Origin of the sequence: Gordonia insulae (assembly GCF_003855095.1) — a bacterium.
Taxonomy (GTDB): Bacteria; Actinomycetota; Actinomycetes; order Mycobacteriales; family Mycobacteriaceae; genus Gordonia; species Gordonia insulae.
Window position 1 is genome coordinate 413,618 of record NZ_CP033972.1, and the last position, 14,255, is coordinate 427,872.

Below are 14,255 nucleotides of genomic sequence, written 5' to 3' on the forward strand. Positions count from 1 at the left end.
GCCTCAGTCGAAGTGTGCGGCCAGTCGTCGATGCCGATGCCGGAACAGACGGCCGACGAACCACACGAGGCCCGGAGTCAGCGGACGCAGCGGTAGACGTGGCCGGAAGTGCAGCTCGTCGACGACCTCCGTGCCGTCCCTCGTGGGGGACAGTCGGCGTTCGTGATGCCAAACCGCCATCGATGCCATCGATGACTCCTCGCGGAAGCAGCGCCCGGGCGTCAGTTCGACGATGGTGAGGTCGTCGTAGTCGGCGGGTAGGAGACCGCCGTAGAGGATCATCACCTTGCCGAGCGGGACGCCCACCTCGATGTCGGCGAGCGACTTCCCGCGGTGACGTCGGGGGAGGACCATCCGCATGTACGGCATCAGCTCGTCGTTGATGCCCTCCATGCTCGCCACGCGGGTCCAGACATCGTCGATCGGTGCACGGATCACGGACCGCTGGGTATGGCTGCTCAGCTCCGCTCGCCCGGCGCTCATCGCCCGAGCGTGGCAGGGGAGTCCGGCCAGGTCAAGGCCATACCGACCGCCGAGCAGGTGCGACACCCGGCGACTCCCACGAACAGATGAAATCTGGGGACAGATGTGGCCAGAAGTCGGTACCGAGGTCCACTTGTCCTGCGATCCTTTGCTAGCGTGAAGCGCGACAAGTAGGTGCGACCTACATCACTGCTCTGAGTCGAGGGAGAACAGCCATGGGTGTCCGCACGAAGAGCCGCGTTGCGGCCGCGGGAATTGCATTCGCGAGTGTCGCGGCGGCCGGAGCGGTGATGGCCGCGCCGGCGAATGCGGCGGTCAGTGACATCACGATCGACAACTCCGCCCTGTTGGGGTCCGTCGGTGAGCAGCGATACGGAGCGGGATGCGGATATGGCGTCATCGCCACTGCCACTCCGGATTCAAATGTTGATTTCTACATCAACAACAACAAAGTCGGCACCTTCAAAGCAGATGGCGGCAAGGCCACCTATCCGTGGTTCCCTGTCGCCCCGGGCAAGTACACGATCGTGGCCAAGGAGGGGGCCCAGGACCCGGGTAAGTCGACCGGTGAGATCACCGTCGGCGTGGGTGTCTACACCGGAAGTTCGTGCATTGTCATAGGCTGACATCGTAGTCCCAGATCAGACGTGGTCACAGCGCGTGAACTCTGCGCGACGATGCGGCCATTTCCGGCTACAACGGTTGCCGAATCCTGATTTCTGTGAAATACCTGAACCTGCGGTCGCGATCGTCGGGATGCGACCGTTTCAACGAAATGCCAAGGGAGAACCAGCACATGGCTGTTAGCAAGACCCGCCGCACCCGTATTCTCGGTGCCGCCACCGCATTCATCGGCGTCGGAGCAGCAGGCCTCGTGATGGCCGCTCCGGCCAGTGCTGATGTGTCTAAAGTCGAGATCACCACTCCGTCCGGCTACGGCTCCACTATCGGCCAGTACGGCACGACTTGCGCGTACGATGTCGCGGCAACTGTCGACAATTACGCATCCTCGGGTGCCCCCCAGGTGACTTTCACAGTCTCGAAGGACGGCGGCGCATTTGCGCCACTCGGTGCTGCAGTTGATGCTACGTCGGAGGTTGTGACGACCGAGTGGACGCCGACTACTCCCGGCACCTACAAGATCCGAGCGACGCAAGAGGGCGTGAGCGCGACTACCGCAAACTTGTCGGTTGCCCAGGGCTTCTCGCCTAACAGTGGCTCGGTGGAGCTTCCGCTGACCGACGCCTGCATCGTTCTGGGCTAATTCTCTGATCTCACCTCAACGGGTGTTGCGGACCACCGGTCCGCAACACCCGTTGTGTTTTCTCGCATCAAAAACAATGCACCACAAGAGATTTCCGTTTCCAAACCCTGGGGTATCCTCATCCGTGTTTGTTACGTTCGTTGGGAGCGGACGTCTGTTCCGCTCGAAGACGAGGCAACGGAAAGGACATCATGACCATTTCCAGGAGTCGTATCTTCGGCACAACCGCTGCGTGCGCCGCGATCGCCGCCACCGGTTTCGTCATGGCGGCGCCCGCGAACGCCGCGGTCAGCGGCCTCACCCTGCAGGAGCAGTCGGGCTACGGCTCGGTCGAGGGTTTGCGTGGTGCGGGTTGCACGTACGTTGCGAAAGTCGATGTGGCCGGGGACAACTCGGTCGTGACATTCAAGGTCGACGGACCCGGCAATGCGGACTCCGAGTCCACCGTGACGCCGGCCGACGGGACGGCGACATACCCGTTCAAGCCCGCCGGCCGCGGAACCTACAAGATCACGGCGGTACAGGGCGGGATCAGCTCGAACACAGTCACGGCCGAGATCGGTGGCAACGGTATCCAGATCGACCCGGAGACCTGTCTCGTGCTGGCTCCCTGATTCTCGCCTGATTTCGCGAATCCGTTCTCCGAGAAACTCGTTACGAACATTCCGCGAAATGCACTATCGTGTTGCACTGCTTTGATACGTTCGCGACAGTCGGTGGTCGCCGATGCCTGTCGAGAAGGGTCGCATCTGATGAACGGAAAGCGTTGGGTCTGGACTGCCGGAGCAATCGTGAGTGTCGGTGTCGTCGGCCTGGTGATGGCCGGACCGGCGAGCGCGGCCACCACCAAGGTCGAGATCACCACGCCTTCGGGCTACGGCCTCGTGCAGAACCGCTACGGCACCAACTGTTCGTACGAGGTGGCGGGGACGGTCGACGATTATTCGGCCGACGCGGAGACTGTCACCATCACTGCGAAGCCCCCGACGGGAGCGGTCAAGACTTTGTACGGACCGCAGAAGCCGGCGGCGGGCACGGTGACTGGAACCTGGAAGCCGACCGTCCGTGGGAGTTGGACGATCACCGCCGCGCAGGGCACGTCAACGAAGTCGGTCACCGTGCAAGTCGGCACCGGTACCCAACTCCCGCCGTTCATCCTCGGCGGCGGTTGCCTCATCACAGCTCCATGACCGTGTGACCACATAGATTCGGGCGCCGCGAGCTACGTTCGCGGCGCCCGATGCCGTGTGTCCACAAGGCAAACTCGTCGAAGGTCACCAACTGACAACGGATGTGTTCAAATGGGCCCGAAACGGCCCATGCCGTTGTTAGCCTGAGTACACGCCCGTCGGGGGCGACGTTTACCGAGAAGCGTCGAGAAGTGGAGTAGTTCAATGATGAATCACCGTCGCTCTGTGCGAACCGGCTGTGCCGCAATCGCATTCCTGGCCGTCGCGGCCGTCGGCTCGGTGCTGGCGGCACCGGCGGGTGCGGAGGTCAGGGGAGTGGCGGTCGATACGCCCGCCGGCTACGGGTCCACCAGTGGCTCAACCAATTACGACGTCTACGGCACAGGTTGCGCTTATCAGCTCGACATCATCGTCGACGGCTTCGCTGCGTCGAAGTCGAACCTCGTGGTGACGTCGACCGCCAACGGGAAGAAAGTCACCCTGCTGAACAAGAAGCCGACCGCTTCGCTGGTGAAGGCGACCTGGCGTCCCACCACTCCGGGTGCACACGTCCTGTCGGCCACGCTGGACGGTGTCACCAAGACCCGGACCGTCAAAGTCGCGTCCGGTGTTCAACTCCCGTGGTTCATTCGTGGCGGCCCGTGCTTCGTGCTGCCGTACTGAGACTGCGGCGGTCCAACGAGCCTGCGGCGTCTGGCCCGCAGGATGAGCGTCAGTCGGTGAGGCGGTCCCTGAAGTAGACCGCTCCACCGGCGGCCTCGTCGAGCCAGCCTTGCACGTTGTGTCCGTGCTCGGCCGCGCCGACCAGTGCACGCGTCGCGATGGCGACGGCCTCCTCACATTCGGCTGTGCCGAGCAAACCGGCGGTGTGTGCCTCGAACAGCTCGTCGACGTCGATGAGGTGGAGGGGAAGGCCCGGCACGTCCACCAGGTCGAGGTACCAGTCCTCGGCGTGCCAGCGTCCGTGGTCGTCGGGGCCGGTGAAACGACCGACGTCCAGATAGAGGCGCTGCCCGTCACGGTGTCCGGGGGTGAAGTGGAAGATGTTTGCGCGCAACCCGAGTTGCGGGAGCAGCCACGACTCCAGGTGAGAGAACCGTGGGTGGTCCGCGGTTCGGGACATGTAGAGCCCGTGCCCGGAGACCTCGTACCGCTCGACCGGCCGTACGAACCCCTTGTTGTCGGTGTTGGTCATCGCCGGTACGTCGAAGACCTCGCGTTTGGGCGGATGGGGAGCGTCTGCCATAGCCGAAACCCTAATCGCTGCGTCGGACGTCGGTCGGGCCGTCGCGGCTCCATCCGATCGGCCGGTGGAACACAACTGTCGTAGCGCGCGTTTACCCTGGCACTATGGCTTTTGCAGCAGAACGCCCGGTCCTCGCGCACTCCGAGTTCCGCCCCGTCGGTGAGATCGAACGCACCGGTGGGAACTTCGAGGTGGTCAGCGAGTACGAACCGGCCGGTGACCAGCCCGCGGCCATCAACGACCTGGAACGACGCATCTCGGCGGGCGAGAAGGACATCGTCCTGCTCGGTGCCACCGGTACCGGTAAGTCGGCCACCACGGCCTGGCTGATCGAGCGGGTTCAGCGGCCGACCCTGGTGATGGCGCCGAACAAGACTCTCGCGGCCCAGCTCGCCAACGAGCTGCGCGAGATGTTGCCGAACAATGCCGTCGAGTACTTCGTCTCGTATTACGACTACTACCAACCCGAGGCATACATCGCGCAGACCGACACCTATATCGAGAAGGACTCGTCGATCAACGACGACGTCGAGCGGCTCCGTCACTCGGCGACCTCCAACCTGCTGTCCCGGCGGGACGTGGTGGTGGTGGCGTCGGTGTCGTGCATCTACGGTCTGGGTACGCCGCAGTCCTACCTCGACCGGTCGGTCGAGATCAGTGTCGGCGAGGAGATCGATCGCGACGCACTGCTGCGACTGCTCGTCGACGTCCAGTACACCCGCAACGACCTCTCGTTCACCCGCGGCGGTTTCCGGGTGCGCGGCGACACCGTCGAGATCATTCCGTCCTACGAGGAACTCGCGGTACGGATCGAGTTCTTCGGCGACGAGGTCGAATCGCTCTACTACCTGCATCCGTTGACGGGAGACGTTGTCCGACAGGTGGATTCGTTGCGAATCTTCCCGGCAACCCACTATGTCGCCGGACCGGAGCGGATGGCGAAGGCGATGACGAGTATCGAAGAAGAACTCGAGGCGCGCCTCGCCGACCTGGAATCCAAGGGCAAGCTCCTGGAGGCGCAGCGCCTGCGGATGCGTACGTCCTACGACCTCGAGATGATGCGGCAGGTCGGATTCTGCTCCGGCATCGAGAACTACTCGCGTCACATCGACGGACGTGCCGCCGGCAGTGCCCCGGCCACGCTGATCGACTACTTCCCGGACGACTTCCTGCTCGTCATCGACGAGTCCCACGTGACCGTGCCGCAGATCGGCGGCATGTACGAGGGCGACATGTCGCGCAAACGCAACCTCGTCGACTACGGATTCCGGCTCCCGTCCGCCGTCGACAACCGGCCGCTCACCTGGGACGAGTTCGTCGACCGGATCGGGCAGACGGTCTATCTCTCCGCGACACCGGGCCCCTACGAACTCGGCCAGGCCAACGGCGAGTTCGTGGAGCAGGTGATCCGCCCGACCGGACTGGTCGATCCGCAGGTGATCGTGAAGCCGACCAAGGGCCAGATCGATGATCTGGTGCACGAGATCCGTGAACGCACCGAACGCGACGAACGCGTGCTGGTCACCACGCTGACCAAGAAGATGTCCGAGGACCTCACCGACTATTTGCTTGAACTGGGTATCCGGGTGCGCTACCTGCACTCCGAGGTCGACACCCTGCGCCGGGTGGAACTGCTGCGCCAGTTGCGCTCGGGTGAATACGACGTGCTGGTGGGCATCAACCTCCTGCGTGAGGGGCTCGATCTCCCCGAGGTCTCCCTGGTGGCGATCCTCGACGCCGACAAGGAAGGTTTCCTGCGATCCACCACCTCGTTGATCCAGACCATCGGTCGCGCCGCTCGTAACGTGTCCGGCGAGGTCCACATGTACGCGGACAAGATCACCGACTCGATGCGCAATGCGATCGACGAGACCGAACGTCGCCGTGAGAAGCAGGTTGCCTACAACAAAGAGATGGGCCTCGACCCGAAACCGTTGCGCAAGAAGATCGCCGACATCCTCGACCAGGTATATCGGGAGGCAGAGGACGACTCGGTTGCCGTGGGCGGGTCCGGCCGCAACGCCAGCCGCGGTCGGCGGGCGCAGGGCGAGATGTCCAAGGCGAAGGGCGGCGGCAGCGCCGGGGTCATCGAGAAGCGGGACGCGTCGTCGATGCCACGGGCCGAGCTCGCCGACCTCGTGGCACAGCTGACCGACCAGATGATGAGTGCCGCACGGGATCTGCAGTTCGAGCTCGCCGGCCGCCTGCGCGACGAGATCGCCGACCTGAAGAAGGAACTGCGCGGGATGGACGCCGCCGGCATCAAGTGAGCCGACGGCGCCGCCGCGGTCGGGCGCGTTCCGTCAGTTGTAGCGCGGGTTGTTGAGCACCGGGATCTCGATGTTGATCGGCATCCGCAGTTCGGACATGTAGAACAAGACGAACTGGCGGAGGAACTCATCGAACAGCCAGTACGCCTCCCGGGGCATGCCGACGTTCAGAAGTCCCTCGCGCACAGCAACATACGGACCCCACGCCGTTTCCAGCAGCGGCGTCCAGACCGGTTCGCGCGGGATCTGCAGCCATCCCGCGATCTGATCGCCGAGCATGAACCGGGTGAGCGCACCCAGAACGGGCCGACTCAACAACGAGAGGTCGAGGTTCATCCCCAGGTCGAGCAGGATGTTGGCCAGCTTGATGCCCTCGGGGGTCGGTGCCAGGATCGGATCGAGAACCTGCTTGGCCTGCGCATCGGCCTGATGCCACGACGCCGGGATGTACTGGTCCTCCACTCCGAGCATGTGCGCGCTCACCTGCCACGAGTGCAGGAAGCCCTCGGACTCGTCGGGGGCGATCGGCACCTTCCACTTCTGCAGATTGCGCATCACCGTGGTCGGCAGGCTGTGCCAGGTGACCATGATGTCGGCCTGACTGATCGGCTTGTCCTCGGTCGCGGCATGCACCCAGTACGGGGACTGGGGAAGGAGGTGCCGGACGGAGGCGTGCGCGAGACGCGTCTTCACACAGGTGACGACCATCTCGCCGTCGGGCTGATAGGCGTTGAGCGAGCCGATGTCGTAGCCGAGTTTTGCGGTCTTGGTGATGCGGTCCTTCATGTCGGCGCCGCCCTTGGAGTAGTAGACCGCGCGCGCCTCCTTCGGGATGACGGTGCTCATCATGCCGCTCGCGAAGCCGTACAGGACACCGAGATAGGTGCCGCGTTTCTGATTGAAACGCACCGCGGTCGCCAGCTTGCCGCGATCGGTCCAGGACGGCAGCTGCCGGGCATGCTCCATGAAGTCGCGGAGTTCGGGTGGCAGGCCCGCGGGCAACGGCTGCCCGTTCTTGGTCCACGAGCGGAGCAGCCGATTGACCTCGGGTACCTGGCCACGGTCGAGCAGATTGGCGACCACGGTGTCCCCGTCGGGATCCCAGGCCTTGCGCGGATCCAGGCCGCTGCCGGTGCCGGGCACGGACCCGGCGGGCGACCAGGTCCACGGCGTGGCCGGTGCCACCGCCGCGACCGCCCCGGCCGCACCGACTGTGCCGCCGACCTTCAAGAAATTCCGTCTGTTCAGGCTGTCCATCTCAAGCTCCCCGTCCACGTCGACCACCGATATGATGCAATGAAACGCAACTTGTTTCCTCGTAACATCAATAGCACTGTGTGGCTGACATCACAAGATGCTGCGCACGCGGGCTGAGTCACGCACCCGGGGTAGTCTGGGTTCTCCCAGGAGGAGTGCATGGAATCTGCGCCGCCCGACAGCGCGAGCCCGAAGTCCCTTCTCGAGCGCGCATTGACCGACGTCCTCGAGCAGGCCGACGATGTCGACCCCACCCGCGTCCGTCTGCTCGACGCGGCATTCGATCTGTTCTGTCGTAGGGGAATCCAGCGGACCTCGATGGAACAGGTCGCCAAGCGGGCCGACCTGTCGCGGATCACCGTCTATCGCAAGTTCGAGACGAAGGACGCTCTGGTCGATCAGGTCATGCTGCGAGAGTTCCGTCGCTACTTCGCCCAGTTCCTCACCGACATCAGGCTGGCGCAGACCACCGCGGACCGGGTGGTCGTCGGATTCGTCAGTTCCCTGCGCGCGATCGGCGGCAATCCTCTGATCGGCGGTCTCATCGAATCGGAGTCCACCCTGGTCGTCGGCTCGTTGATCGGCGATGACGGCAAGATGGTCGCGACCGTGCGGGAGTTCGTCGCGGGGCAACTGCGCCGCGAACAGCGGGCCGGCTACATCGCGGCAGCGGTCGACGTCGACCTCGTCGCGGAGATGATGGTCCGGATCTCCGCGTCGTTCCTGACGATTCCGAGCCGCATCGTGGACCTCGGCGACGACGGCCAGTTGGAACGGATCGCGCGGCAGTTCCTGGTGCCGATGCTCGATGGCCCGGGCGCCCTCGGGTGACCAGGCCCGACTCTGCGTGCGGCGGAACATCGGAATTCGACCTGGATCCCACCCGATCGGCAAGTGTGCCGATCCCCACGAACTGCGGACAAATCGGCACGTCGCCAACTAACCTGCGGGAACAGGGGATCTAGAGTGTTCTTACAGTGTGGGGATGACACCTGTCCCGAGACCATCGGGACAGACTGACTCGTGGAGGTAGGGATGAGCGCTTATCAGACGGTCGTCGTCGGCACCGATGGCTCTGAGTCATCGTTGAAGGCGGTCGATCGCGCGGGGGCACTGGCCGGGGCCGACAAGGCAACATTGGTGATCGCATGCGCGTACTTTCCGAACGACCGCGGCGCCGGAGGCGCCGCAGACGTGCTGAAGGATGAGGCCTACCAGATCACCGGGTCGTCGCCGACCGAGGAGATTCTGCGGAAGGCCAAGGAACGCGCCACCAGTGCAGGTGCCGAGACCATCGATCAGCGATCGGTCAAGGGAGCACCGGTGGACGCGCTGCTGCAGTTGGTGACCGACGTCAAGGCCGATCTTCTGGTCGTCGGTAACCGCGGACTGAACTCGATCGCCGGGCGTCTGCTCGGTTCCGTGCCGGCCGACGTCGCCCGGAAATCCGCGTGTGACGTACTGATCGTGCACACCACGTAGGTCCGGCGCACAGCAACGGACGTCCGGCCCTCGACACCGCTACCAGGTGTCGGGGGCCGCGTTCGTCATGTCGGCGAGTTCGTCGGGGAGATCGTCGGCGTGGATCACCGTGAGCCGCTGCGTGGCACGGGTCAGGGCGACGTAGAGATCCGAGTAGCCCAGCGGGGAGTCGGCGATGATCGCCGACGGCTCCACCACCACGGTGTTGTCGAACTCCAGGCCCTTGCACGCACCCACGGTGAGAATCCTCGGTGGCGAATCGATGTCCTCCGTCGCGGCGACCACGTCGTCGTAGAGGTCGTCGGGAACGATGACCGCGCTCAGTCCGGACAGCTCGGGTCGGGTGGCCGCGCGGAGGGCGATCTGCCCGCGCTTGGCGGCATCGGTGCGAATGGCCACCGGCTCGATGCCGTTGCTTCGCAACGACGTCGGCGGGGACTGCGTCGGACTGATCTGAGCCAGCACCCGGGTCGCATAGGTCATGATCTCGGCCGGCGTGCGGTAGTTCACGGTCAGCTCGCGCAGATGCCATCGGTCGGCGACGTAGGGCGTGAGCACATCGCCCCACGATCTCGTACCCGCCAGGTCGCCGGTCTGCGCCGTGTCGCCGATGATCGTCATCCAGCGATTGGGTATGCGCCGCATCACCATCCGCCAGGCCATCGCGGACAGCTCCTGCGCCTCGTCGACGATCACATGGCCGAACGCCCAGTTGCGGTCGCCGTGTGCGCGTTCCGCGGTGGTCAGCCGCTGGGTCTCGGTCTGGCGGGCGGCGAGTTGTTCGGCGTCGATCAGGTCGTACGCCATCAGGATCTCCGGGTCCAGCTCGTCCTCGAGGTCCTGCGGAGCCGAACCGGTGAGGATGTCCAGGGCATCCTGAGCGTCGGCGAGCTGACGCCGCCACCGCTCACGCTCGGTACGCTCGGCATCGTCGGTGCCGTAGCCGATCAGTTCGGCGAGCTCGTCGAGCAGCGGGACGTCGGCCGGGGTCAGGTCACTACCATCGCGTTGCGGGGCAGGCGAATCACGCTGCAATCCGGCACGATCGGTGTCCGACCAGCCGGGCGAGGCCTTGCGGATCGCCGTTGGATCCGCGTAGAGCTCCCGCAACATCTCCTGCGGACCGAGCGTCGGCCAGTACATCAGCAGCGCGCGGCGGATCTCGCCGTCCTGGCTCATCTCGGTGCGGATGTCGGCGATGTCGGCGCCACTGAGCAACTGGGTGCCGTCGAGGAGGCTGGAGCCGATGGTGCGGGCGTGCGCCTGCGCGAGACCGTCGAGTGCCGCCCGGATGAAGACGGGTTGCGCGAGATTGTGGGCGCGGCGGGAACTGCGGGCCTTGGCCCGCGCCGCCTTGATCAGATCCGAATCGATCATGACCTGGTAGGTGTCGAAGTCCACCGGAACCGGCTTGGACGGCAACGACTGCCGCGCGCGCACCGCACGTTTGAGCAGATCGACCATGCGCAGATCGCCCTTGACCGCGGCGGCGTGCCGCGTCTCGGTCGCCGCGGCGTGCACACCGGGGTACATGTCGCCCACGGTGGACAGCAGCACGCCCGACTCACCCAGCGAGGGCAGCACCTGGCCGATGTAGGTGAGGAAGTCGTCGTTGGGTCCGATGATCAGGATGCCGCTGCGCGACAAGATGTCCCGATGGGTGTACAGCAGGTAGGCCGCGCGGTGCAGGGCCACCGCGGTCTTGCCGGTGCCCGGGCCGCCCTGGATGACGGTGACGCCCCGATGCGGTGACCGGATGATCAGATCCTGCTCGCGCTGAATCGTCTCCACGATGTCGGTCATCTCACCGGTGCGGGCCGCGTTCAGCGCGGCGACGAGCGCGTTCTCGTTGACGACGTCGCCGTGGCCCACGTCGTCCGGGGATGCGTCGCCCAGGGTGAGGTACTCGTCGTTGACCGCGCGGACCCGACGACTGCGGGTGCGGACGTGCCGTCGACGGTCCACCTCCTCGGGCGCTGCCGGGGTCGCGAGATAGAACGGCCGCGACAAGGGTGCGCGCCAGTCCAACAGCAGAGTTGTGTCCGTGGCATCGTCGTCGAGGACGCCGATGCGACCGATACGGCGGATCTCGCCGTCGTCGAGGTCGAGGCGCCCGAAGTACAGATTGTGTTCGGCCGCATCGAACTTGGCGAGGTCGTCGGTGTACATCCGCTCATACGACTCGCGTTCGGACCGCGCCTGTGGGGTGCCACCGGCCTCGCGCAGGGTCGTCGACAGGCGGCGTTGGGTGTTGGCGCGCATGCGATCGAGGCGTGCGTAGACCAGATCGAGGTGGTCCTGCTCTTCGGTGATCCGTGAATCGACCTGGGTCTCTGTCGAACTCACCGCGACGCCACGCTTTCCGTGTGGGCCGACAGGTGTGACGGTCTGACCAGGCCGGCCGAGCGCATGTCGCCGGTCACCCGGGCCCGGACCGTCGGGTCGGTCAGGCGGACGCAGGCGTCCTCGACCGGGCCACTGAGGGCGGGGTCGGCCAGATGGGCGTCGAGCCACGACAGGACCGTGCGTTGGGGCCCGAGAGGTAGCGGTGTGCCCGACGTCGGGTCGGCGAGGACGCCGTGCCGGGAGACATACAGCGAGAAGGTCTGCGGCACAACAGTGGGCGCGACGACCTGATGGTCGGCGGTGGAGAGCATCATTCGATCGTAATTCGGTTCGGTCTGGTCGAGGGCATCGGTCTCGTGGTCGGTGAGCCAGGCGCCGACGGTGCGCAGCGAGATGCCGGCGGCGCGATACGGCGCCGCCGGCACATAGCCACGAGCAGAGACATGGGCGGAATGTCCCACCGCGAGGTGAGACACCGTGACAGGCACGATCGGCGGGCCCGAATCCTCGGTCGTCGCGGCGAGTTTGGCGCGCAGCACGGTGGCGGATGCGTTGGATCCGACCGCGACGACCAGGCGGCGCCCGACTAGCGATCCCGGATGGATCGTCGCGCTGTCGTCGGCGACGTCGACCGTCGCCCACGGGTAGTCGTGGGCGGGGAGGACCGTCGTCGTGGCGGTGGGCGGCCCACCCGGGCCGCCGGATTCAGCGGTCGGGTCTATGAGCGGGCCTTCCGCCAGCGCCGCCGGCCCTCCTCGGCACCTTCGGTCGCCTTGTCCTTCGCGGCGTTCGCGCGGGCGGTGACCTCGTCGGCGGCGGCGTTCGCGCGCGCCACGATCTCGTCGGCCACCTCGGGTGCACGCTGCCGGATGCGGTCGGCGACGTCGGCCGACCGATCGCGCGCGGCTTCCGCGAGTTCGGGGGCGCGGTCCTTGATCTGGTCGGCGGCCTTGCCGGCACGCTTCTGCGCCACCTTGGTGGCCTTGTCCGACTTCTTCTGGGCCTTCTTGGCGGCCTTGGCCGCCTTCTCCGAACGCTTCTGTGCGAGGGCCGCGAACTCGGCGGAGTGCTTCTGGGCCGCGTCGGCGAACCCGACGGACTTCTTCTGCGCGGCCTCGGCCAGCTCCGGCGCCTTGTGGCGGATCAGTTCGGCCGCCTCGCTGGAGTATTCGCGGGCCGCCTCGGCGATCTCGGGTGCGCGGTGGCGGATGACCTCGGCCGCTTCGACGGACCGCTCGCGGGCCGCCTCGGCGATCTCGGGTGCGCGGTGCCGGACGACCTCGGCCGCATCCGCGGAGCGCTCGCCCAGGACGTGGGCGCCTTCGGCCGACCGCTCGCGGATGGTCTCCCATGTCGAGTCGGATGCCGCGACGCCTGCCGGCAGGGCGGCGGCGATCGCATGGCTGGCCGCGGAGGCCTTCTGCCGTCCACGCCAGGCGATCGAGGGCTTGCCCTCGGTGTCGACCGCCGCGATGAGCAGACCGCCGAGAAGGCTGACGTTCTTGAGGAACTGCGTGCGCTGACGGGCCTTGGCCTCGGGGTCGGTCTCTTCCCAGAAGGCATGTCCGGCCAGTGTGGTCGGAATCAGTGAGCCGGCGAGGCCGAGCGATGCGATCCGGGGGAACTTGCCCGTGGCCAACAGGATTCCGCCGCCGACCTGGACCGCTCCGTTGATGCGGACGAGGGTGATGGGTTCGGTGGGCACGCTGTCGGTGACGCTGTTGGGCAATGCCTCCACCGACTTGTCGACGAGGTCGCGGGACATCTCGGCCCTCGGCCCCGGGTTACGCAAGGCGTCGATGCCCGACGCGACGAAGACGGTGGCCAGCATGGGCCGGGCAATTCGGCGGATCAACATTGACAGCCTCCTCGTGACAGAGCTCGGATGTTCCACCGCCCATGTCTTGAGTGGTGAACCTCATCGAGGCTACCGGTGTCGGGCAGCGATCGCAGGCGCCCCGACGGCGACGTCGGCTGCCCGGCGGGTCACCAGCCCCGCTCGCGCCACTCCGGAAGGGCGGGGCGCTCGGCACCGAGTGTGGTGTCCTTGCCGTGTCCCGGATAGACGACGGTCGAATCCCCGAAGCGGTCGAAGACCTTGGTGGAGACGTCCTGGAGCAATGTCTCGAAGTCACCGGGTTCCCACGTCTTGCCGATGCCACCGGGGAACAGACAGTCACCCGTGAACAGATGCACGGTGTCGCCGTCGGTCAGCGCGAGGGCGATCGAGCCGGGCGTGTGGCCGACCAGGTGGATGGCCTCGAACGTGAGGTCGCCCACCGCGACGGTGTCGACGTCGTCGATCAGGCGGTCCGGGGTGACCGGTAGTTCGTCCGCGTCCAGACGGCCGGCGGCGGTCGGGACCCCGAGTCCCGAGACGACTGCCTCGAGTGCCTGCCAGTGGTCGAAGTGGCGATGTGTGGTGAAGATGAGCCGGGGTGTCCCGGGGAGCTCGCGGACCACCTCGAGGACACGGTCGGCGTCGTTCGCCGCGTCGATGACGAGCTGGTCGCCGGTCTGCCGGGAGGTGATGACGTAGACGTTGTTGTCCATCGGTCCGACCGACAGCTTCACGATCGTCGCGGAGTCGAGGGTCCGACGCTGCGGGACGGGTGACTCCGACAGGTCGCCGGTATAGGTGTCGCTGACAGAAACATCCTGTGGGCTCATGTTCGTCAGGCTATGTCACGACAGGGGGTCACAACGAGGGGTCACCA

At 65.9% G+C, this 14,255-nt stretch carries 16 protein-coding genes; 9 read left to right on the forward strand and 7 right to left on the reverse strand.

Annotated features, from left to right (window positions below):
* Nucleotides 1–3 precede the first annotated feature (3 nt).
* Nucleotides 4–483 (reverse strand): SRPBCC family protein, encoded by a 480-nt coding sequence (locus tag D7316_RS01995; RefSeq protein ID WP_124706816.1) that lies wholly within the window; start codon nt 481–483, stop codon nt 4–6.
* Nucleotides 484–698: 215 nt separating this feature from the next.
* Between D7316_RS01995 and D7316_RS27760 the strand changes: the two genes are divergently transcribed.
* The 5 genes from D7316_RS27760 (at nt 699) to D7316_RS02020 (ending at nt 3,600) form a co-directional block, all read left to right on the forward strand.
* Nucleotides 699–1,109 carry a hypothetical protein gene (locus D7316_RS27760; RefSeq protein ID WP_232016723.1) on the forward strand — a complete coding sequence of 137 codons (411 nt, stop codon included), beginning with the start codon at nt 699–701 and terminating at the stop codon, nt 1,107–1,109.
* A gap of 95 nt (nt 1,110–1,204) precedes the next feature.
* Nucleotides 1,205–1,747: a hypothetical protein gene (locus D7316_RS02005; RefSeq protein WP_124706817.1), complete on the forward strand. Its 543-nt coding sequence runs from the start codon at nt 1,205–1,207 to the stop codon at nt 1,745–1,747.
* Between the two features lie 191 nt (nt 1,748–1,938).
* Nucleotides 1,939–2,361: a hypothetical protein gene (locus D7316_RS02010; RefSeq protein WP_124706818.1), complete on the forward strand. Its 423-nt coding sequence runs from the start codon at nt 1,939–1,941 to the stop codon at nt 2,359–2,361.
* Nucleotides 2,362–2,538: 177 nt separating this feature from the next.
* A complete protein-coding gene (locus tag D7316_RS02015) occupies nt 2,539–2,937 on the forward strand; it encodes a hypothetical protein (RefSeq protein ID WP_124706819.1) in 399 nt (132 codons plus the stop codon).
* Between the two features lie 225 nt (nt 2,938–3,162).
* Entirely contained in the window at nt 3,163–3,600 is a 438-nt protein-coding gene (locus D7316_RS02020; protein ID WP_232016724.1) for a hypothetical protein, read from the forward strand.
* Nucleotides 3,601–3,649: 49 nt separating this feature from the next.
* On the opposite strand, the gene D7316_RS02025 is transcribed toward D7316_RS02020, so the two are convergent.
* Nucleotides 3,650–4,183 carry a DUF402 domain-containing protein gene (locus D7316_RS02025; protein ID WP_124706821.1) on the reverse strand — a complete coding sequence of 178 codons (534 nt, stop codon included), beginning with the start codon at nt 4,181–4,183 and terminating at the stop codon, nt 3,650–3,652.
* Between the two features lie 104 nt (nt 4,184–4,287).
* On the opposite strand from D7316_RS02025, the gene uvrB reads away from it, so the two are divergent.
* A complete protein-coding gene (gene uvrB / locus D7316_RS02030; protein WP_124706822.1) occupies nt 4,288–6,453 on the forward strand; it encodes an excinuclease ABC subunit UvrB in 2,166 nt (721 codons plus the stop codon).
* 33 nt (nt 6,454–6,486) lie between these two features.
* On the opposite strand, the gene D7316_RS02035 is transcribed toward uvrB, so the two are convergent.
* A complete protein-coding gene (locus D7316_RS02035; protein ID WP_124706823.1) occupies nt 6,487–7,710 on the reverse strand; it encodes an oxygenase MpaB family protein in 1,224 nt (407 codons plus the stop codon).
* A gap of 159 nt (nt 7,711–7,869) precedes the next feature.
* On the opposite strand from D7316_RS02035, the gene D7316_RS02040 reads away from it, so the two are divergent.
* Together D7316_RS02040 and D7316_RS02045 are read left to right on the forward strand one after the other, a co-directional pair.
* Nucleotides 7,870–8,541, forward strand: a complete 672-nt coding sequence (locus tag D7316_RS02040) for a TetR/AcrR family transcriptional regulator (protein WP_124706824.1) — start codon at nt 7,870–7,872, stop codon at nt 8,539–8,541.
* A 204-nt stretch (nt 8,542–8,745) separates the two neighbouring features.
* The gene (locus D7316_RS02045; protein WP_124706825.1) at nt 8,746–9,192 is read left to right on the forward strand and encodes a universal stress protein; all 447 of its coding nucleotides are present in this window, start codon (nt 8,746–8,748) and stop codon (nt 9,190–9,192) included.
* 39 nt (nt 9,193–9,231) lie between these two features.
* Here the strand turns inward: D7316_RS02045 and D7316_RS02050 are convergent, their stop codons facing one another.
* Both D7316_RS02050 and D7316_RS02055 read right to left on the reverse strand, forming a co-directional pair.
* The gene (locus tag D7316_RS02050; protein WP_197718166.1) at nt 9,232–11,538 is read right to left on the reverse strand and encodes a HelD family protein; all 2,307 of its coding nucleotides are present in this window, start codon (nt 11,536–11,538) and stop codon (nt 9,232–9,234) included.
* On the reverse strand, nt 11,535–11,999 hold the full coding sequence (locus D7316_RS02055) for a hypothetical protein (RefSeq protein WP_232016725.1): 465 nt from the start codon (nt 11,997–11,999) through the stop codon (nt 11,535–11,537). Before D7316_RS02055 ends, D7316_RS02050 begins: the two co-directional genes overlap by 4 nt.
* Nucleotides 12,000–12,015: 16 nt before the next feature.
* Between D7316_RS02055 and D7316_RS27360 the strand changes: the two genes are divergently transcribed.
* Complete coding sequence (locus D7316_RS27360) at nt 12,016–12,186, forward strand: hypothetical protein (protein ID WP_232016726.1); 171 nt, start codon at nt 12,016–12,018, stop codon at nt 12,184–12,186.
* A 70-nt stretch (nt 12,187–12,256) separates the two neighbouring features.
* Here the strand turns inward: D7316_RS27360 and D7316_RS02060 are convergent, their stop codons facing one another.
* Together D7316_RS02060 and D7316_RS02065 are read right to left on the reverse strand one after the other, a co-directional pair.
* Complete coding sequence (locus D7316_RS02060; RefSeq protein WP_124706826.1) at nt 12,257–13,396, reverse strand: DoxX family protein; 1,140 nt, start codon at nt 13,394–13,396, stop codon at nt 12,257–12,259.
* Between the two features lie 128 nt (nt 13,397–13,524).
* A complete protein-coding gene (locus D7316_RS02065; RefSeq protein WP_124706827.1) occupies nt 13,525–14,208 on the reverse strand; it encodes an MBL fold metallo-hydrolase in 684 nt (227 codons plus the stop codon).
* Nucleotides 14,209–14,255: the final 47 nt, after the last annotated feature.